This window comes from Mucilaginibacter sp. P25 (assembly GCF_050859465.1).
Taxonomy (GTDB): domain Bacteria; phylum Bacteroidota; class Bacteroidia; order Sphingobacteriales; family Sphingobacteriaceae; genus Mucilaginibacter; species Mucilaginibacter gossypii.
The window spans coordinates 76,210-95,560 of the sequence record NZ_CP193937.1; the positions used below are offsets into that span (position 1 = coordinate 76,210).

Genomic DNA, 19,351 nt, shown 5'->3' on the forward strand with positions numbered 1-19,351 from the left:
ATAAAATATTTACCGGGTGTAACTGCAAAGTTCACATAGGTGAAATTTTACGTAAGTTTGCACATAAACGATTGTTACATCAGGATGCCGGCAAAAGGAAACCAGTTTAGATCAAATAATTTCAAGGGAGAAAATCAGCCTCGCCAAAGCGGCAAGGCCGAACAGGAACGGGCGAAAGGCAGGAAATTACCTAAACTGCCCAGCTTTGACTATGACTATGAAAACGGCAAGGCTGTTAAAATAGCAGGTTTGTTTTCACTGCTATTATCCATTTTTTCCTCATTGCTTTTACATCATACCTGTTTACCTGGCAGGAAGACCAAAGCTATATTTCCAAAACAAACGGCGGCTGGCATAACCTTTCAACAGGCACTACCGTTCATGAAATTGCCGACCTGAGCGATCCAACCATCAGGGCGCAAAACTGGCTGGGCAAGTTTGGCGCGTTATTATCCAATCAGTTTATTTATGAGTGGTTTGGCGTAGCTTCATTCCTTTTTATTTTTGTTTTTTTTGTTGTAGGATATCGTCTGCTTTTTAAAGCGAGGCTATTTTCTATACGTAAAACACTTGCATATTCGTTATTCAGCATTGTTTTTATTTCTGTGGCGATAGCTTATTTTCATTCATTTGTGATTGATTATCCCCACTACCTTGAAGGCGGTTTCGGTTTTTGGACCAACCGCTTACTTGCGGCTCAGATAGGTGAAGCGGGTACCGGCGGATTGCTGGTGTTTTTGGCACTTACCGTATTGGTAATAGCCTATAACATCGACTTTAAAATACCCCAGCGTAAAAACCGCCCGGTTGCAGCAATGAGTGTTGATGAGATAGCACCTGAACCTGTTGAACTGATTGATGAAGAGCCGTCAATGCCGCTTGAATGGCCCCGGGGCAATAACAACATCCGCGAAACCCATGTAAGCAGCATCATGCCCGAGCCCATGGTACAGGAACCGCTTATACCTCCATCACCGCTTAGGCACCCTCCTATGGAGCAAATGCCCGGATATCATGAACCTGTGGTGTTGCGTCCTGAAAATACAATTAAACACGAACCCGAAGAGGAAGAAGAAATCCCACTCACCATTGATACCAACAGGCCTCTGCCCGAATTAAGTGTTGAACAGGCTGATGGAGCCAAACAGGATGACCTGCTAAGCAAATTTGGTATATATGACCACAAGCTCGATCTGGCTTCATACAAACTTCCGCACCTGGAGTTATTAGAAAACCACGGTTCAAACAAGATTTCGGTTAATGCCGAAGAGCTGGAAGCCAACAAGAATAAAATTGTTGAAACGCTGAACCATTACAACATCGAGATTGATAAGATCAAGGCAACCATTGGCCCAACGGTTACCTTATACGAGATCATCCCTGCCCCAGGTGTAAGGATCAGCAAGATCAAGAACCTGGAAGATGATATCGCACTAAGTTTAGCTGCATTAGGCATCCGTATCATTGCCCCTATGCCTGGCAAGGGAACCATCGGTATTGAAGTGCCTAATCAAAATCCCGAGATGGTTTCGATGCGCTCTATTCTATCCACGGAAAAATACCAGAATACCACGATGGACCTGCCTATCGCTTTAGGTAAAACCATATCTAACGAAGTTTTTATTGCCGATTTGGCCAAGATGCCACATTTACTGGTTGCCGGAGCCACCGGCCAGGGTAAATCGGTTGGTATTAACGCCATTCTGGTATCGCTGCTGTATAAAAAACACCCTGCCGAGCTCAAATTTGTACTGGTTGACCCTAAAAAGGTGGAACTTACGCTTTTCCGTAAGATAGAAAGGCACTTTTTGGCTAAGCTGCCTGATGATGGCGATGCCATCATCACCGATACCAAAAAGGTAGTAAACACGCTCAATTCGCTTTGTATTGAAATGGACCAGCGTTATGACTTGCTGAAAGACGCGCAGGTACGCAACCTGAAAGAGTACAACGCCAAATTTGTAAACCGTAAGATCAGCGACCCTGAAAAACATCGTTACCTGCCGTTTATAGTTTTGGTGATTGATGAGTTTGCCGATTTGATGATGACTGCCGGTAAAGAAGTAGAAATGCCTATTGCCCGTATTGCGCAGCTGGCACGTGCGGTGGGTATCCATTTGGTTATTGCAACGCAGCGCCCTTCTGTTAACATCATTACCGGTACTATCAAAGCCAACTTCCCGTCAAGGCTGGCCTTCAGGGTACTTTCTAAGATCGATTCGCGCACCATTCTGGATGCCGGCGGCGCTGATCAGTTGATCGGTCGTGGGGATATGCTATTTTCAACAGGTAGCGACCTGATCCGTTTACAGTGTGCATTTGTGGATACTCCGGAGGTTGAAGCTATATCTGATTTTATCGGCAACCAGAAAGGTTATCCATCGGCCATGTACCTGCCCGAATATGTGGGAGAAGGTGAAGCCAGCAGCGGCGCCAAAGAATATGACCCGGACGACCGCGACCCGATGTTTGAAGAAGCTGCCCGTTTAATTGTACTGCACCAACAAGGCTCAACATCGCTTATCCAACGCAAAATGAAACTGGGCTATAACCGCGCCGGCCGCATTATTGACCAGTTGGAAGCAGCCGGAATTGTAGGGCCGTTTGAAGGCAGCAAGGCCCGTGATGTACTCTATCCCGACGAATACAGCCTTGAGCGCTACCTCGAAACACTGCAAAAACCAATTAAAGATTAAACCAAGCAAAATTTAATTACTCTAATCCAATAACTATTAATAACAATAGTTGTTGTTGAATAAAACTGAATGAAAAGGATCATAGCATATACCATTTTAGCAATAAGTACATACAGCACTGCCTTTGCACAAAAAGACAGCCAGGCAAAAGCGATTTTAAACCAGGTAAGCCAAAAATACCGGTCGTACGATGTTATTAAAAGTGATTTTACCTTTAGCCTGAATAACCAACAGGCCAATATTAAAGAAACACAAACCGGCACCCTGATATCAAGGGCGAAAACCGGTAAATACCGCGTTACCCTTTACAGCGCAGCCGCAAAACCCGAAGTAGACAAAGAAATTTTGAGCGACGGCAAAAACCAGTGGACATACCTTAAAAAAGATAAAGAAGTACAGGTAAGTGACGCTGACAAAAGCGGCGACGGATTGAGCAACCCTGCCCAGATTTTTACCATGTATGAAAAAGGGTTTAAATACCTGTACACCGGCGAGCAAAAGATATCAGGTAAAACTTACCAAAATATTGAGCTTACACCCGAAGATGATAAAAAAGCTATTTTTAAAGTGAAGCTTACTATCGATAAAGTAAAAAAACAGCTCTACAGTGCTTTGCTGTTTGATAAAAACGGCAACAGGTATACTTATACCGTGCGTACCTTTACCCCCAACGTACCTGCTCCTGACGCTACTTTTGCATGGGATGCCAAAGGTCACCCGGGTGTTGAACTGGTGGACTTGAGGTAATCTTTCTTAGATGTGCGATTTGAGATATTTTGAAGCGGGGGGTTACCTCCCGTTTTTTTTATTTTAATTATTTTGCCGCCGCTCGCCTCTTGGCGAGTGGCAACTATTACCAGGCCTCTGGCCTGCGTTAAACACCTGATTTATTTGATCCCGGCGGCGGGACGCCGCAGGATGGTTGCCACTCGGCAGGAGCCGAGCGGCGGCGAAGAGTTGTTTTTATTACAAAATTAACTCCTTAATTTTCCCTAAAACAGCCTCTACCCTTTCCTCAACAGTTGTATCACCTTCTATAATCAGCAAAGGAGTTGTGAGCTTGTTCATCCAATTCTTATGCGAATGCAGGCTTCGGCTGTTGGTGATGAGCTCATCATAACCGCGTGCCCAGTCAATAAATTCATTATAAAGCTTATTTCGCTCCCTACCGGTATAGATAATATCGCCATAACGTTCAAGCTCTCTTTGCTGCAAACGCCAAATCCTGATGGCTGGCGGGATATATAAAAATACCGACAGATCAAATCGCCAGTTATTGTTCCAGTTGATGACGGACCCGCCAAGGATCCAGTTTTCATTACCGGCCATTTCACTGTTAATCATAGCATTTCGTTCTTCAGGCGGTCGCCGGTTAGTAAAAGGAGGATCGGAAGGGAACCAGAAATAATGATCGCTGTCGAAATACGGGTAATCAAGTCTCTCGCTCAAAGTTTTGCCCAGCGTAGTTACCCCTGAGCCAGACGCGCCGAAGATGTTGATATGCACGGGTTGTTATATTTAAGTTCAAACTTACTCTTTTCCGACCTTAACCCTCCGCTCCATTACCTCTTTCCAGGTGGTTAAAATAAAGCCTTTTTGTTTAAGATAAGCTTTCAGGCGAGGATCGGTCATGGCCAGCAGGTCGCCTTTCCGTTTCTGGCCTTCGTTACAGATATTTTTAAATTGCGGCGACGGTTGTGTGCAGTGCATCAGTACCATCGTTAATCCCGGCGAAAAACGGTCGAAGTTTTCGATATAGTGGTCTGTGTACCATTTTTGCAGTTCCTTATCAGTAGCCTTGTCAATATCGGGCATTACCCAGTCATAGCTTGAATTATCGAGATCGTCCAGTACCGGCAAACCTCCTTTCCAGACTACGTCGCCAAGCTCACGCGCTTTTGCCAGTTCGGCAGGTTCGGGTATCGTCATTCCTTCAGTATATTTACCATCTTTTTTAAGCTGTGCTATCGTAGCATTCTTTGCTTCCTCGCGGTAAAAAAGATCCTCGCCTCCGGGCAGCATTACCGGTATCTTTTTTCAATGCCGAGGTTAATATATTTTTCGAGAAAAGCCGGCTTGGCAAATAAAGTACCCATATGCGAGTCGAGATGGGTTGGTATAAAGCCCATGGTTAAGGCACGGTCAAGCTGGGCGCGGATCTCCTTATCAATCTCATCGGCAGTAGCATGGAAATAAACGGCGACTACTCCGGGCCAGAAAGCGCCTTCTTTATCAATCAGTCCCGGAACTGTTGCCTTACCCGCAAGCGGCCCCCATCGGTAATTTTTCCATTCGGAAGTTAAGGTTAAGTGCAGCCCTGCATCAATTCCCGGGTGCTGATCCATATAATGCTTAAAATCTGGTACCCAGGGGCAGGGCATCATCACACTGGTTGAAGTGGCTATACCCTCACCAATGGCTTTCTCCACCCCTTCGTTTGATTCGTGCGACATACCGGCATCGTCAACATGCAGGATAATTACACGTGCGCCTTTAGGCCAGCCAAGCTTTTCGGCATAGGTTTTGGTTTGCTGTGCATAAACGGCAATGCTAAAAACAATGCCTGTTGCTATGAGCAGTAAGTTCTTCATCCGGATGGTTTTAGGTTATAAAAGGTAAATAAAAATAGAAATTTAATTACCAAATGTGACATGCAAATGCCAATTTAAGCCCTGCAAATACACCCATTTTTACTACTTTTGAAATTAATGCTTCCCGCAACTAACCATACACTCGAGAAACTGGAACTGCTGTTAAAAACAGCCGGTTATAAAGTGCGTTATGAAAAGGGAAACTTTAAAACCGGTGCCTGCCTGCTGCTTAACAGTAAAATGATTGTGGTAAACCGTTTCTCTAATCTGGAAAGTAAGATCCTTGCTTTGGTTGAGCTATTGCGCGAACTTGAGGTAGATTACAAGCTGCTTGATGATAAACAGATTACATTTTTGCAGGAAATTAAACAAACTAAACTGCAGCTGTGACCATAACATTTTTAGGAACCGGAACATCGCAGGGGGTACCTGTTATAGCATGTAACTGCGAGGTATGCCTCTCAACAGATAAGCACGATAAGCGGCTGCGCAGCTCTGTTTTAATTGAAACCGAGGAAAAGGTAATTGCCATTGATTCGGGCCCCGATTTCAGGTACCAGATGCTTCGTGCAAAAGTACAGCACCTTGATGCTATCGTTTTTACACATGAGCATAAAGACCATATTGCCGGTATGGATGATATCCGCGCGTTTAATTACAAACAAAACGCCCCGATTGATATTTACGCTGATGAAAGGGTGCAAAAAGCCCTGGTGCGTGAATTTCCCTATATTTTTGATGGCACGGGTTACCCGGGCATTCCGCAGGTAAACATGCACATTATTGCGCTTGATCCCTTTATGATCGGTAATGTTGAGTTCGTCCCTATCGAGGTGTTTCATTACAGATTGCCTATAAAAGGTTTCAGGATTAAAGATTTTACCTACCTCACCGATGCCAAAACAATTCCGGATGCAGAAAGGAAAAAAATAAAAGGCACAAAAATATTAGTGATCAACGCCCTGCAAAAGGAAACCCATATTTCCCATTTTACGCTTGAAGAAGCCATAGCTTTTGCTAACGACATTGGGGCCGAAACCACCTACTTTACACATATAAGCCACAGGCTGGGCAAACATGCTGACGTTTCCAAAGAGCTGCCTGCAGGCATTGAACTGGCGTATGACGGCCTGAAACTGACTATTTAATATCGATATCAATCCACGGTTTTAAACGGCAAGCATACATTTACAAAGAACTCGAGCCTTTACTGCAAGCAACGGGTTTTAATATTGCTTATTTTAATTAATTATTCAATCCCCTGCCTGTTTTATGCTGCAGCTCGTCTATCCGTTTTGATGCTTCGGCTTTGGTAAGCGATCCGTCAAACTCTTCACCGGCCTCGTCAGATAATGTTTTGAGGTAGGAATGCTGTGCGCCGGTCATGGGTTCATCACCTGTTGACCATTCATCAGGGTCTTTTACCATATTTGAACCTTTTATTTGATTTTGATTGATGATCTCCTCATCATCTGATTCATCGAAAAAGCCATTGTCTGGTGCATCATTGGGGTTGATAGCCATAACTATTGTTTTTATAATTACAACTGATACCGGGGCGCATTGTTTTTATTTTCAAAAGCATTGAAGATCACAGTTCGATAAAACTCACCCTGTCGATGGTACCTCTGTATTGTTTTAAATGGCCTTTATCGCTGGCATCAACCACGCCCCGAATAGTTACTTTACGTTTATTCATACGGATAAACTGACCATCATTATAGGTAAACAAACCTATATGAGTACCCGGCAGATAAAGGGGGCAATCCTGACTAAAATCAACCCAAATGGCATTATGTAATGCGTGGCTCGAGAACAGGCTGTCATTAAAAAGCGCGGATTGCTCGTTCCCTTCCTTGTATTTACCGCTCACTTCAACATATTGTTTATCATATTTTTCAATATGACTGGTCAGCTCTGTAAATGAAATCTTTTTATAATCTTTTGAACTATTGCAATCGCTTTGGAAAACTTTTTTTGTTTGGCACACGCACCAAGCAAAACCAACAGCGGCAAAATCCGGAGCAAATTTTTGATATGGATAAATACCACGGTCATTCAAATCAGGAGTGATTAAGATAGTGAAAATATCTGTCAATAATCCTGATAACAGATATTTTACAGCGAGGTTACAGATGTTATAATAAAAATGGAATTTGTCTTTGCTAAAACGTTTAGGCACCTTGTAGTTTAGCTTTATGCTGTTATTTTTGTACATCAACATTTAACCTGAATTAACCTCCCATGAAATTAAAACTGATAGGCACCTTACTCCTATTGTCGGCCCTTTGCGTACAGGCCCAGCAAAAAGTTATCCCACTTTACCCCGGCGCGGCTCCCGGTTCCGAAAACTGGATCTGGAACGAGGGCGAAAGCGACAACAACGCTTTTAATACCAAAGTTGTTTACAACGTTACGCGCCCTTCCCTGGGTGTTTTCCTGCCCGATTCATCCATCGCTACCGGCACCGCGGTGGTTATTTGTCCCGGCGGCGGCTTCCATACCCTGTCAATCAACAGCGAGGGGTATGACGTAGCTAAATGGCTCAACAAACAGGGGGTAGCCTGCTTCGTACTGAAATACAGGTTGGCTCACAGTTTAACTAACGACCCGGTAAAAGAATTGGTAGCCAAAATGAGTCAGAAGGATTTCCCTAAACAGGTAGCGCCTATCATTCCCTTAGCTATCGCTGACGCGCGTGCAGCGCTGACTTATGTGCGTGAACATGCCTCCGAATACCATGTTTCGCCGCAACGAATCGGGATCATGGGCTTTTCGGCAGGCGGCACACTGGCCGGTGCCGCAGCTTTCAATTACACAGCAGCTAACAAACCCGATTTTGACGCGCCTATTTATGCATACGTGCCTCCAGAACTGATCTCAAAAATCCCTGACGACGCGCCGCCGATGTTTATAGCTGCAGCTACTGATGATCAGCTTGGCCTTGCTCCGCACAGCATTGAGCTTTATAGCAAATGGCTGGCATCAAAACACAGCGCCGAGCTGCATATGTACGCTAAAGGAGGCCACGGTTTTGGCATGCGCAAACAAAACCTGCCTACCGACAACTGGATAGACCGCTTTAACGAGTGGCTCGATCTGAAAGGTTTTTTAAAACCCATAGACCCTAAAGTAAAAACAGTTAAAGAGAGAGCCGATCAATGGGAAGCCTACCATAAGCAATGGGAAGATGCATTTCATAAAGACTGGGCAAACATGACCCGTTACCAGGCCGATAATGAAAAGGTAAAAGCATCAGCCCCAAACCCTAAAAGTGTAGTTTATATGGGCGATTCCATTACCGATTTCTGGATCAGCAGGGATTCAACCTTCTGGAGCGATAAACCATATTTTGACCGCGGCATCAGCGGACAAACCACCACCCAAATGCTGGTGCGTTTTCGTGATGATGTGATAGATCTGAAACCTGGTGCCGTGGTGATCCTGGCAGGAATAAATGATATCGCCCAAAATAACGGCCCGATAGCTATTGAAGATATTTTTGGCAATATTCAATCCATGGCATTGCTGGCTAAGGCCGCCAATATTAAAGTAGTATTATGTTCAGTACTGCCCGCCTATGCCTTTCCATGGCGCCCGGGTATGGAACCTGCGCAAAAAGTGGTGCAGCTTAACGCCATGATCAAAGCTTTTGCCGATGCCAATAAAATGGTTTATGTAGATTACCATAGCGCCATGGCCGACGAGCGCAAAGGTTTGCCGAAAAATTTAGCCGCTGATGGTGTGCACCCTACTGTTGAAGGATACAGGTTAATGGAGCCATTGGTTGAAAAGGGTATTGCGGAAGCGTTGAAGAGGAAGTAGGCCAGATAAACTTTAGCAGATGTTGCAGAATTTTGAAATCCGGCGGACTTTCGAGGTACGATGATAAGCAGGGACAGACTTGCGAAGTTTTAAACACTTCGCAAGTCTGCCTTATACAACATGGCCTGAGGACACACCTTTAAAACCGGTAAGCAAATACCTTCTTTTAAAAATGTTGGTGTTTTTAATTTAGTAAATTGCATATTGGGGCTTAAATGCAGCAGCAAGGTTGATGGTACCGATCAACTTGCCGATGAGATCCTCATAAAAAAACAGAAACATCCCATGAAAAATATATTCAGGCTCCTGATCATCATATTATCGCCGCTGGCATTACATGCTCAAAATCCGGTAGTTGTAAAACAACAGGCAATCCTGATGGCCCAAAGCATGACCAAAGGAGATTATAAGACTATTATTAGTTATACTTATCCCAAAGCGGTGCAAATGGCCGGGGGCAAAGAAAAAATGGCCGATATGATTGGTACAGCTATGCAGCAAATGAAAACTGCGGGCATCAGCTTTGAAAACATTACAGTTGGCACCCCTGGTAAATTTTATAAAGCCGGGAAGGAAATCCATTGCCTGCTGCCCGAAACTATCATTATGGCAAGCCCAAAAGGCCGTATGGCCATGCACAGCAACTTATTGGCGGTTAGCGGCGATGGTGGCAAAAACTGGTCGTTCCTGGATATGAACAATTCAACCGCGGATAAGGTAAGGCAACTGATCCCCAACTTTAACCCGGCTATGAAAATTCCGCCGGCTACTACAGAGCCATTACAATAACAGCGAGGTTTGGGCGGTTGGCTTATTATTGTCTCTCTGGATAAATTGAGGGCGCATTAATTGGGTGCCCAAAGCGTCATTTAGTTTTTCAACCACATAATCAGCAAGCTCTGGTGAGTAACGCTCATCATGCTGGTGCATAAAAAACCATACCGATTTAAGGCCTTGATCTTTCCAGTTTTTGATCCGCTCAACCCATTCATCAACGCGGGCATAATCTGTTGGGTGCAGACTGTTGCCTACAAAGCGGATAAAGGCGTGTGGTGTAGGCAATGCCATATGCACCACATCGCGGCGGCCGCTGGCATCAGTTATGATAGAGCCAATATTCAGATCTCGGAAAAGATTAAATACCTTGTCGCGGTTTTCGGCAACGGCAAACCAGTCTTTATGGCGCAGCTCAACAAATACGGGAATATCTTTTGGTAGTTGTTCAAGATAGGCCTTAAGCTCCGGAAAACTCTTTGGTGTGTAATTATCGCTCAACTGCAAAAACAGCGGACCAAGCTTATCGCCGAAAGCCAAAATACCTTCATAATACGTGGTCGTGATATCCTCCGCGTTTTTTAACCGGCGAATGTGACTAATGCTTTGAGAAAATTTAGGGCAAAATTTAAAACCGGGATTGCTATCGGCTTTTTGTTTCCATTTGGAAATGGTATCCGGACCGTAAACCTGGTAAAAGGTAGCGTTAAGCTCAATGCAATCAAAATGCTTAACGTATTCATCTAAAAAATTGGCGTCCTTGGTTTTTGGCGGATAAATTTTGCCAATCCATTCTTTGCGCCCCCATTTTGCGCAGCCAACATGTACCTGCAAAGGCACATCATTTTTTGCAGCGGCAAGGGTTTCAACAGTTATCTGCGGGTCGGCCGGCAAGGTAAAATCAACCCGGGATAATTCTTCGTCCGTTACTCTACCAAATTCCATGTGCTTTTTTGTGCGAAAGATAGGAAATTGTCTGAATCAGAATTTACAGGATTAATGAATTTTCAGAATAAATAATTTATTTGCATTACATTCTGTTAATTTAAAAATTCTGATTCAGACAATCAACTACAAGAACATCCCGCCCGAAGCTTCAATACGCTGAGCATTGATCCAGCGGGCATCCTCAGTGCATAGAAAAGCTACTATGCCACCAATATCATCCGGCTGGCCTACCCTGCCCAAAGCTGTTGACTTCGACATCATTTCTTCCAAACCAGGGTGCGAATCAAATGCCGCTTTGGTAAAATCGGTTTGAATAATACCCGGAGCCACCACATTTGCGGCTATACCACGGCTGCCCAATTCTTTCGCCAGGTATTTGGTGAATACCTCGATAGCGCCTTTCATGGATGCATAAACGGCATACCCCGGAGTTGAGAAACGGGCCAGCCCGGTCGAAAAATTAATGATCCGGCCGCCGTCGGCAATTACCGGTAAGCTTTTTTGGGTTAAAAAGTAAACACCTTTAAAATGAACATTAAACAGGCTGTCAAAATCTTCTTCGGTGGTTTGTGCAAATGGCGAGGCAGCGTCGATACCTGCATTATTGATCAGAAAATCAAAGGTATCACGGTTCCATTTTTCGTTTAGGGTTGCTTTCAGTTTTGTAATAAAAGCATCAAAGGTGGATACGATACCTGTATCCAGTTGTAAAGCAGCAGCCTTTTGTCCTGCCGATTCAATTTCTGCAACTACAGCTTCAGCTTCCTCTTTTTTACTGCGATAAGTAACTATTACATCAATACCTTTTTTAGCCAGGTGCAATGCAGCATTTTTACCCAGCCCGCGGCTTCCACCGGTTATCAGTGCAATTTTATTTGTTCCCATTGTGATGTTTTTTTAATGTTTTAACAATACAAAGGTGCAATAGTTAGGAATGAAAATTATGGTGACTACTTCAGATTAAATGGTGACCATTTCAGTTTTTTTTCAAAATATTTCTATCGGAAAACTCCCAGAAAGTATGGACTGAGACAGCATTAATAAATTTATCTACCTCAAAATGAACGGAAAAGAAATAAATATCAATTAAACTACTAAAACTATAGGAATTATATAATTTATTGTTATATTTGCATTGTCAACAACGACAAAGTGTTCTTTTAATAACTTATCAAGAAAGACTGAGGGAAAGGCCCAAAGACGTCTTAGCAACCTGTACATCCGCATAATGTAAAAGGTGCTAATTCCTGCTCCTGTGCAAAACGGGAGAGAGATAATTATATCTACACCCCACAACCGATCTGATTAAGTGAATTTTTATGGTTTTCAAGTCGCGTGACCGAGAGGATAGGTGGGGGTCCGCAATACCCTAAACGGCAGTTCGAATCTGCCCGCGACATCAAATTTTTCCAATCCTTTTTTTTAGCTTACAGGTTAACTCTGTACCTTGTTGAGATCCGCAGGTACGGGTAAGTTTTGTCTACATCCGGGTGATTTTTATAGTTTCCTTCCAGCCTGAAATATCCGGGTTCGGCACTTATCGAGAGATCTTTTAACACGCGGTAACTTATCTCATTGGTTATGGTATGTAAAAAATAATGCGACTTATTACCATTAATAGTCATGAGCCAGCTACCGCGATAATTAATGCTATAATAAAATCTGTTACCTATATTAAAACCAGCTCTGCCGTTTATGGCAAAACCCGAGCCGTAATCATAATTGCGCCCTCTATACAGGTAGGGATCGGGAGCGGCTCCTAAAATGATAAGCCCCGCACCCACCGCGGTATTCACTTTAAAGCCATTCAATAATTTAAATTCAGATAGTAGATTAGCCTTTACGCTTTGCCCTCCGTAAAAGAACGCAGCATTGCGTATGTAATCATAATTAGCTGATATGATGATCAGGTTCTCCACGCTATCCGATAACGAAACGTCCCATCCTGCAAGAGATCCATAAACACTGATCACATTAACCGCACTGCTATCGTCTTTCCCAAACTCGGCTGTGATGGAAATATTGCTGAAAGGTGTGTGCAAATTTTCGTTTGAAGCGCCGTAAAGCAGCTTCGCCCTGCCAAACCAACCAAACCGTCCGTGGGTCAACAGTCCCTGGTTGCCGCTGTTAAACTTACGCGCGCCCAGATCAAATTCTGCACTCACTTTTGATGAATCATCCTGCGACCTATTTGCCGGCCCAACAACCTTTCCCCATTTTCCATCAATAATGCGGTTAAGGCCATTCATCGGGTTAACCAAAAAACCCAGCACCTCACTGGCTTGCCGTTTAAAACCGCGGCGGTGGTTATTAATAATCTTATTTGATAGTCGATAGGTCATTTCGCCCAATACTATGCCGCCAAAGCTGGTGTTGATAAAATCGTTAGGGGCGGGTGCCTGGTTTTCGGCAAATGTTTCCCACAGGTAACTGCCCACCATAGTAGCCGGTACTGATTGCCAAAAACTATAACCATTACTCCTGAAGGCGCTGTAAAACATGCTGCCGTGATATGGATGTCCAAACTGGTTGGTTTGAAACGGATCATTGTCCCAGGTCCAACTGCCCGGGTTCAGGTTATGACCTGTTGTTTTCCAGGAAATCCGGGCGTAATCAACGTTGACTATATAGCGATCATATGTCCAGGGCGCAATCTCGGCGAGGCCAAGCTCTAAAGCAGCCCTTCCAAAACGTTTCTGTTTTACCGGCGGATCTGAAAATCGTGTTATGGTATCTTTTTGCTTACGCAGGTCAAAAATATTAACCTGGGCCCCTACTTGCTGGCTGCAGAAAAGTATGAACAGTAAAAGCGGCAGTATAATCCTTAACCTTCCGGAGTATTTTCTGGTAAAATGGTAAAGCGTTAAAGTCATATACACTAACAATTTAAAAGATACAGCTACGAAAGTTATAAAGGATGAAGTGAATTAGGTTAAAAAATGTTTGAGCAATATTTAATTAATGTTAAGGCGGATATAATTTTGATAATGCATTGGGCGGTACTGGGTACCAATAATTGTTATTTCCTTATTTAAGTACTGAAACATATTTTCATATATTTAACATTGCTTAACCTGTATATTAAGCACCATAACCAGTATAAATTATTGCAATTGCTTTTTACTTATGAAGATCTTCAATATCATATGGGTTGTACTTTTTGTCACATTTGCAGGTTTACAGTATAACGATCCAGATCCTTACCTTTGGATGCCCATTTACCTTTATTGTGCCTGGTTTTGCTACCTGGCAGCAAAAAAGAATTTTACCCCATTGGCTATGCAACCGGCATAATCATTTTTACAGGTTATGCCATTTATAAGATATTTGATAACAACGGCCTGATCGACTGGTTTAAGTTCCATCATGCCGAAAGTCTTGTGCAAACCATGAAAGCCGAAAAGCCCTGGATTGAAGAAGTGCGTGAGTTTTTCGGGTTACTGATCTGTGTAGCAGTACTGGCGATTAACTGGATCTATGCTATAAGAGAAAACAAAAAAGTACCGGTAAAAAAGCGGAGACGATAAGCCCCCTCTAAATCTCCCCCGGGAAAGGGAGACTTGTAAAAATATCTTTTTCATAGGGGTTAAGGTCAGGCTAAGCTACAAATATGACAATCCCTTAAATTCCCCATCAATATAATAAAAGGGCACAAAACCGTCTTCGGCAAGTTCACAACTTACCTGCATGGTGGTAAAAGTAACATCGCCAAAAATATTGGCTATGGCCGAGTCGGCAGCATCATGGCCGGTAGCTATTTTAATAAGGCCGTTTAAAGGTACCAGCCGTGTTGCATCAAACAGTATCCACTTACCACCAAGATAAGCCTCAAAGCAGGCGTGGAAATCGGCTGGCTTAAGGTGATAGGCATAACCTGTAAAATAGCGGGCAGGTATGGTAAGCGCACGGCAAAGGGCTATGCCTAAGTGTGCAAAATCGCGGCAAACGCCGGCCTGTTCGGTAACGGTATCAAAAGCTGATGTTTGTGAATTGGTTGATCCGCTTAAATATTGTACGTTTTTATTGATCCAGTTGGTCAATTCAACCACCTGCTCAAAAGGGTTGGTAACATGCCCGAACATATTATGTGCAAGGCGGTATAATTTGTCCGACTGACAATAGCGGCTTGGATTTAAATATGGCAGCACCGGCGAGGGCAGCTCAGAAACGTGGGTTTCCTGTAAATTACCGAAATCGGTTATTTCATAACAATTATCAACCGTAGCTTTGTAGGTAACTTTAACATTGGGCGTATCGGCACTTACATCAAAGCGCACCAAACGATTTTCGCCCTGCAGAGTTTGCAGTTCTTCAAACTTGATATAGGGTTCCAGGCCAAATTCTTCACTTATTACCGTTTGATTTGGGCTGCGTAATGCGTGTATGTTTAAAATCAATGTGCCCGGCGACCGTACTACATATTCCATTTGGGTAAACACATCGAACTTCATGTTATCAGCTTCCTGTTTTTAATTCTTCTAATTTGTTAAATGTGGCATCCATCCAATCCTCCGAAATATGGTCAAGTGCCAGTTTCAGTTCCTCGGCCCATTGGATTGAGATATGTTCAAGGTCCTGTTTGTTATAACGCTGCTCAACAATATTGAAACTATCCTTTTTATAAACAGCCACATCTATCGGAAAATCGACATTGTTCGAGCTTACCCTTGTTGAATCGAAGGAAAGAAAACCTGTTTTAAGCGCCAGTTTCAGGCTCGAATCTTCATTAAGGATGCGATTAAGGATAGCTTTACCATGCCCCGAATTACCGATAACCACGTATGGCGCCCCTTGCCCTAATTCCACCCAATTCCCTTCGGGATATAGCAAAAAAAGCTTGTGTTCATCGTCATCGCGCAATTGTCCGCCAATAATGGTATTCAGGTCAAATCGTAACCCGGCGGCATCAAGCGACACTTTATCTTCTTGTGCTGCACGCTTTACCTGTTCGCCAAATGCATTCACAGCCTTGTACATCTTATTAAACTCGGCTGTCTCCAATAATTCATTAAAATATATCACGGCCTTATCACGCACCGAGCGCAAACCGCTGGTCATGATAAACAGCGAAAAATGATCCTTTTGTTCTATAGTGATCTTCTTTTTTACAGTGGTATCCGTCCCCGAAGTTATACGGGTATCGGCAATGGCCAATAAGCCCTCTTTAACTTTAATTCCCAGGCAATAAGTCATTTGATTAGCGTCGTTCGTTATAAATTAATACTTGCCAAAGTAATTAAATAATGCGAGATTTATTTACCGGTTATTCATAAACCATTTATTTGCCGATACATCTTTTTCGGGCCTAACTACCTTTTATTTTATAGCATACAATGAAATTCAAATCAGCATTACTCATCCTGGCATTTATTTTTAACCTCAACTTTGTCAAAGCGCAAAAACACAGCCCTGTCCCTGTTATTTTCGACACGGATATCGCCGGAGATTATGACGATGTTGGTGCGATGGCTATGCTGTATGCCTTTGCAGATAAGGGTGAGGCCAAAATATTAGCAACCATATCCTGCAATGCCTTCGAAACTACCGCACCAACCATAAGTGTGATCAACACCTATTTTGGCAAGCCCAATATCCCCATAGGTATTGTAAAAAAGACAAACCCAATAAAGACTGTGCACAGCAATGGGCCCAGGCTATTATTGCCAAATATCCGCATAACATAAAATCAAACAGCCAGGCAGTTGAAGCGGTAGCACTTTACCGCAAGGTGCTGGCAAAGCAAGCCGATGGCAGCGTAACTATTATTTCGGTAGGATTTTTCACCAACCTGGCCGATCTGCTCCGGTCGGGAGCTGATAAATACAGCAAACTGGATGGAGAACAACTGGTGAAAAAGAAAGTAAAACAACTGGTATCCATGGCTACGGGAATAGGTACCGACGGTAAAACCTTTAGCGAATACAATGTAAATGTGGACGCAGCCTCTGCGCAAAAAGTATTTAAAGACTGGCCTACACCTATTACCCTTAGCGGTTTTGAAATAGGTGAAAAAATCCTGACCGGAATCCGCCTGATCAACAATATATCAATAAAAAATAGCCCGGTAAAAGACGCCTTCCAGATAGCGCTTACCAAAGACAACAACACAACCGGCCGAAACAGTTGGGACGAGAACCGCCGTACTAACAGCCATCAGGGGGCCCAAACCTTATTTTACCTATCGCAAACTTAACATAGAAATAAAGGACAACGGCACCGATGTAGTGGTACCGGGAGAGCGGTTTTTATATCTTCAATTTGCCATGCAGCCCGGGGATATTGCAAAGGATATTGAACAATTGATGATGCACCAGCCTGTTAAAGAACAACGGTAATATACCGCTAAAAATACCAACTACTTGGTATTGAATTTTCACGCGATAGATAGCACCTTAGTTTAATTATGAGCGAACCCATTAAAATTCAGGTATCCATCTTTTGCGAGCCTTGCATTATCTGCGGCAGCAGGCCTGTAATTGCACAGGCTAAAGGTAAATTTATTGTAAGATGCGGCGCCAACCCAAATCATTATCAAACGCCGCCCGGAATGGTGGATATAGCCAATTGGAATAAACATAACCGCCGGGAGCCTGGTTTTACCCCAAATATAGGGCATCTTAAACAAGGCTGATCACTTAAAATAACGAGTTACCACATAGCCGATGGCTTCTTTTATATAGGTCCCCCAACCTGCTAAAGCACCTGCATTAGGTAGGAAATCATCGGCAGATACCGAAAACCTGCGGCTGGAAAAATTGCAGGGGTATGCAACCACGTCAACTCCCTGTTTTTTAAATATCATCAGGGAACGGCGCATATGAAATGCCGAGGTAACCAGTAAATATGGTGCTTTAAGTTTATGCTGCTGCAAGAGTTCTTTTGAAAAAGCGGCATTTTCAATGGTATTCCGAGATTTCGGTTCGCTTAGTACGCAACTGTCCGCAACCTGCATTTCCCTGAGTTGCTCCCTTACCCAATCAGCCTCCCTAAAACCCGATGGCCTCAAAAGCCCGTTTCCTCCTGTGATAAGAAGATGGCTGACTTTACCTGTTTTTTGCAAACGAACACCCTGGATAAACCTATCGGCAGCAGAGTTAAAGAAACCGCCGCCATTGCCATCATCCGAGCTAAAACCACCCAGCACTATAGCACAGGTATACTTTTTATCGGCTGGTACAGTAATCTCCCTGATATCCCAACACCAGCTAACCAGGTTAAGTAACAATGAATTAGAGAAAATATAAAGCACAATAATACCTGCAAGCAAAAATTTCCGTTTACGTTTTACGTTCTTTGAAAAAAGGGCGATCAATAAAAATGCGAATACCCATAGAAGCAAATTCATTAAAAACGAAAGAACTTTTGAAAAAATAAAAAACATATGGCGGTTATGGTGTTTAAGTACTTCAAATATAGAAGCTTTTATTGGGCGAAGTAACAAACTGGCATTATCATTGTCATATATCAGAAAAGAAAAATAAATTATGGGCTTTATCAAAACTCTTGCGATAGGTGCTGCAGTTGCTTACGGAATAAATTACGTAACCAAAAAAGGACCCGACGGTAAATCAATTATCGATAACCTGGTTGACAACGCCCCCGAATGGGCCGATCGCGCTAAAAAATACGGCGAACTTACTTTGGAACAAATTGCCGTGCGCACTCAAAATTTCAGGGATAATAACAGGCGTTAATACGTCCTGCCTGGTACTTTATATGTTAACATTTGTTATTAGCCGGCTTTATCTCCTGTCTAAAAAGTTATTGTAGAATAAAGAAGATGTGTCATTGCGAGCGTAGCGCGGCAATCGCATACTTTACAGAGTGGCCATGCTTCCGTGCGGTTGCTACGTTCCTTATAATGACGTGATTATAAGTTACTGATTTATTAAGTATATTTTTTTGATCGTTTTTTTAAATATTGGCGTTGCCTGCGGCCCGTGCTATCCGCTCATACTACGCAAGCCTTAGCCACTTGGCCGGTATCCGCTCCTATCACTAACGCGGCCCCCGCGCAGCATTGCAAAAATATATTTTTAATATTATCACGCTGGGAATTGTCTGCAAACGGCATAACTCTTTAACTATTTATCCTGTAATCCTCCAATCCTATAAATCAAGGTTCCTTACCAACCATTGTTCACGATACTGTTTTGGTGTAATTCCCTCAAAACGCTTAAAAAACTTGGTAAAGTTTGATGGATCAAAAGTAAGCCGGTTAGCTATTTCGGCTACACTGACCTTGTTTTCCTGCAGCATGGTTTTGGCAATCCCCATGATTTTTTCCTCGAAAAAGGAACAGGGATGTTTGCCTGTGGTGAGTTTAATAGTATTGCTCAAATGGGTAGGATGGATATGCATTTCATCAGCAAAATCACGGATCTCGTACATGTCCAATACGCGGTTGTTCAGCACATCCTCAAGGTGTTTGTCAATGGCCTTCAGATAGTCGGCGGTAATTTCATGCTGACGGGCCAGTATCTTTTTCGGAACAGTAAGCGTTGCTTCCATCATACA

23 protein-coding genes, 1 pseudogene and 1 riboswitch are annotated in these 19,351 nt (G+C 43.3%); of the genes and pseudogenes, 12 read left to right on the forward strand and 12 right to left on the reverse strand.

Going from position 1 to position 19,351, the window contains the following annotated elements:
• Positions 1-84 precede the first annotated feature (84 nt).
• Positions 85-2,696 (forward strand): annotated as a pseudogene (locus ACRQ5D_RS00320) (DNA translocase FtsK 4TM domain-containing protein).
• A gap of 69 nt (positions 2,697-2,765) precedes the next feature.
• A complete protein-coding gene (locus ACRQ5D_RS00325) occupies positions 2,766-3,443 on the forward strand; it encodes a LolA family protein (protein ID WP_091175087.1) in 678 nt (225 codons plus the stop codon).
• A 219-nt stretch (positions 3,444-3,662) separates the two neighbouring features.
• Here ACRQ5D_RS00325 and ACRQ5D_RS00330 read toward each other — a convergent pair whose 3' ends face one another.
• From ACRQ5D_RS00330 to ACRQ5D_RS00340, 3 genes are read right to left on the reverse strand one after another with little or no spacing between them, the layout of a single operon-like run.
• On the reverse strand, positions 3,663-4,202 hold the full coding sequence (locus ACRQ5D_RS00330) for an AAA family ATPase (protein ID WP_091175083.1): 540 nt from the start codon (positions 4,200-4,202) through the stop codon (positions 3,663-3,665).
• A 24-nt stretch (positions 4,203-4,226) separates the two neighbouring features.
• On the reverse strand, positions 4,227-4,718 hold the full coding sequence (locus tag ACRQ5D_RS00335; RefSeq protein ID WP_431198928.1) for a hypothetical protein: 492 nt from the start codon (positions 4,716-4,718) through the stop codon (positions 4,227-4,229).
• Complete coding sequence (locus ACRQ5D_RS00340; protein ID WP_431198929.1) at positions 4,718-5,287, reverse strand: polysaccharide deacetylase family protein; 570 nt, start codon at positions 5,285-5,287, stop codon at positions 4,718-4,720. The genes ACRQ5D_RS00335 and ACRQ5D_RS00340 overlap by 1 nt, the downstream gene beginning before the upstream one ends.
• A gap of 117 nt (positions 5,288-5,404) precedes the next feature.
• Here ACRQ5D_RS00340 and ACRQ5D_RS00345 point away from each other — a divergent pair, with 117 nt between their 5' ends.
• Both ACRQ5D_RS00345 and ACRQ5D_RS00350 read left to right on the forward strand, forming a co-directional pair.
• Positions 5,405-5,677 (forward strand): hypothetical protein, encoded by a 273-nt coding sequence (locus tag ACRQ5D_RS00345; RefSeq protein ID WP_091175078.1) that lies wholly within the window; start codon positions 5,405-5,407, stop codon positions 5,675-5,677.
• A complete protein-coding gene (locus ACRQ5D_RS00350) occupies positions 5,674-6,435 on the forward strand; it encodes an MBL fold metallo-hydrolase (protein ID WP_091175076.1) in 762 nt (253 codons plus the stop codon). The genes ACRQ5D_RS00345 and ACRQ5D_RS00350 overlap by 4 nt, the downstream gene beginning before the upstream one ends.
• Before the next feature lie 97 nt (positions 6,436-6,532).
• Here the strand turns inward: ACRQ5D_RS00350 and ACRQ5D_RS00355 are convergent, their stop codons facing one another.
• Positions 6,533-6,811 (reverse strand): DUF3072 domain-containing protein, encoded by a 279-nt coding sequence (locus ACRQ5D_RS00355; protein WP_091175073.1) that lies wholly within the window; start codon positions 6,809-6,811, stop codon positions 6,533-6,535.
• A gap of 67 nt (positions 6,812-6,878) precedes the next feature.
• Positions 6,879-7,505 carry a hypothetical protein gene (locus ACRQ5D_RS00360; RefSeq protein WP_431198930.1) on the reverse strand — a complete coding sequence of 209 codons (627 nt, stop codon included), beginning with the start codon at positions 7,503-7,505 and terminating at the stop codon, positions 6,879-6,881.
• 26 nt (positions 7,506-7,531) lie between these two features.
• Between ACRQ5D_RS00360 and ACRQ5D_RS00365 the strand changes: the two genes are divergently transcribed.
• Both ACRQ5D_RS00365 and ACRQ5D_RS00370 read left to right on the forward strand, forming a co-directional pair.
• The gene (locus ACRQ5D_RS00365; RefSeq protein ID WP_091175070.1) at positions 7,532-9,112 is read left to right on the forward strand and encodes a GDSL-type esterase/lipase family protein; all 1,581 of its coding nucleotides are present in this window, start codon (positions 7,532-7,534) and stop codon (positions 9,110-9,112) included.
• Positions 9,113-9,316: 204 nt separating this feature from the next.
• Positions 9,317-9,901 (forward strand): hypothetical protein, encoded by a 585-nt coding sequence (locus ACRQ5D_RS00370; protein WP_431198931.1) that lies wholly within the window; start codon positions 9,317-9,319, stop codon positions 9,899-9,901.
• Here the strand turns inward: ACRQ5D_RS00370 and ACRQ5D_RS00375 are convergent.
• The 3 genes from ACRQ5D_RS00375 to ACRQ5D_RS00385 form a co-directional block, all read right to left on the reverse strand.
• Complete coding sequence (locus ACRQ5D_RS00375; protein WP_091175066.1) at positions 9,893-10,831, reverse strand: DUF72 domain-containing protein; 939 nt, start codon at positions 10,829-10,831, stop codon at positions 9,893-9,895. The two genes, ACRQ5D_RS00370 and ACRQ5D_RS00375, sit on opposite strands and share 9 nt — an antisense overlap.
• A 126-nt stretch (positions 10,832-10,957) precedes the next feature.
• Positions 10,958-11,719 carry an SDR family oxidoreductase gene (locus ACRQ5D_RS00380; RefSeq protein ID WP_091175065.1) on the reverse strand — a complete coding sequence of 254 codons (762 nt, stop codon included), beginning with the start codon at positions 11,717-11,719 and terminating at the stop codon, positions 10,958-10,960.
• 280 nt (positions 11,720-11,999) lie between these two features.
• A riboswitch (SAM riboswitch) is annotated at positions 12,000-12,114 on the forward strand.
• 147 nt (positions 12,115-12,261) lie between these two features.
• Positions 12,262-13,707 carry a DUF3943 domain-containing protein gene (locus ACRQ5D_RS00385; RefSeq protein ID WP_091175064.1) on the reverse strand — a complete coding sequence of 482 codons (1,446 nt, stop codon included), beginning with the start codon at positions 13,705-13,707 and terminating at the stop codon, positions 12,262-12,264.
• Between the two features lie 253 nt (positions 13,708-13,960).
• Between ACRQ5D_RS00385 and ACRQ5D_RS00390 the strand changes: the two genes are divergently transcribed.
• A complete protein-coding gene (locus ACRQ5D_RS00390; protein ID WP_431198932.1) occupies positions 13,961-14,128 on the forward strand; it encodes a transmembrane 220 family protein in 168 nt (55 codons plus the stop codon).
• Positions 14,074-14,361, forward strand: coding sequence for a transmembrane 220 family protein (locus ACRQ5D_RS00395; RefSeq protein ID WP_431198933.1), 288 nt, complete (start codon positions 14,074-14,076; stop codon positions 14,359-14,361). Before ACRQ5D_RS00390 ends, ACRQ5D_RS00395 begins: the two co-directional genes overlap by 55 nt.
• Positions 14,362-14,436: 75 nt before the next feature.
• On the opposite strand, the gene ACRQ5D_RS00400 is transcribed toward ACRQ5D_RS00395, so the two are convergent.
• Positions 14,437-15,285 (reverse strand): transglutaminase-like domain-containing protein, encoded by an 849-nt coding sequence (locus ACRQ5D_RS00400; RefSeq protein ID WP_091175059.1) that lies wholly within the window; start codon positions 15,283-15,285, stop codon positions 14,437-14,439.
• A 4-nt stretch (positions 15,286-15,289) separates the two neighbouring features.
• On the reverse strand, positions 15,290-16,027 hold the full coding sequence (locus ACRQ5D_RS00405) for a peptidase (protein ID WP_091175057.1): 738 nt from the start codon (positions 16,025-16,027) through the stop codon (positions 15,290-15,292).
• A 140-nt stretch (positions 16,028-16,167) separates the two neighbouring features.
• Here ACRQ5D_RS00405 and ACRQ5D_RS00410 point away from each other — a divergent pair, with 140 nt between their 5' ends.
• From ACRQ5D_RS00410 to ACRQ5D_RS00420, 3 genes are all read left to right on the forward strand, one after another.
• A complete protein-coding gene (locus tag ACRQ5D_RS00410) occupies positions 16,168-16,518 on the forward strand; it encodes a hypothetical protein (protein ID WP_432328283.1) in 351 nt (116 codons plus the stop codon).
• Positions 16,515-17,027 carry a nucleoside hydrolase gene (locus ACRQ5D_RS00415; protein ID WP_432329674.1) on the forward strand — a complete coding sequence of 171 codons (513 nt, stop codon included), beginning with the start codon at positions 16,515-16,517 and terminating at the stop codon, positions 17,025-17,027. Before ACRQ5D_RS00410 ends, ACRQ5D_RS00415 begins: the two co-directional genes overlap by 4 nt.
• A 210-nt stretch (positions 17,028-17,237) precedes the next feature.
• Complete coding sequence (locus ACRQ5D_RS00420) at positions 17,238-17,465, forward strand: hypothetical protein (protein ID WP_176628549.1); 228 nt, start codon at positions 17,238-17,240, stop codon at positions 17,463-17,465.
• On the opposite strand, the gene ACRQ5D_RS00425 is transcribed toward ACRQ5D_RS00420, so the two are convergent.
• Positions 17,466-18,215 (reverse strand): YdcF family protein, encoded by a 750-nt coding sequence (locus ACRQ5D_RS00425; protein ID WP_432328285.1) that lies wholly within the window; start codon positions 18,213-18,215, stop codon positions 17,466-17,468.
• A gap of 103 nt (positions 18,216-18,318) precedes the next feature.
• Between ACRQ5D_RS00425 and ACRQ5D_RS00430 the strand changes: the two genes are divergently transcribed.
• Positions 18,319-18,528, forward strand: a complete 210-nt coding sequence (locus ACRQ5D_RS00430) for a hypothetical protein (RefSeq protein WP_090527874.1) — start codon at positions 18,319-18,321, stop codon at positions 18,526-18,528.
• A 415-nt stretch (positions 18,529-18,943) separates the two neighbouring features.
• Here ACRQ5D_RS00430 and ACRQ5D_RS00435 read toward each other — a convergent pair whose 3' ends face one another.
• Positions 18,944-19,348: a helix-turn-helix domain-containing protein gene (locus ACRQ5D_RS00435; RefSeq protein ID WP_354437220.1), complete on the reverse strand. Its 405-nt coding sequence runs from the start codon at positions 19,346-19,348 to the stop codon at positions 18,944-18,946.
• Positions 19,349-19,351 lie beyond the last annotated feature (3 nt).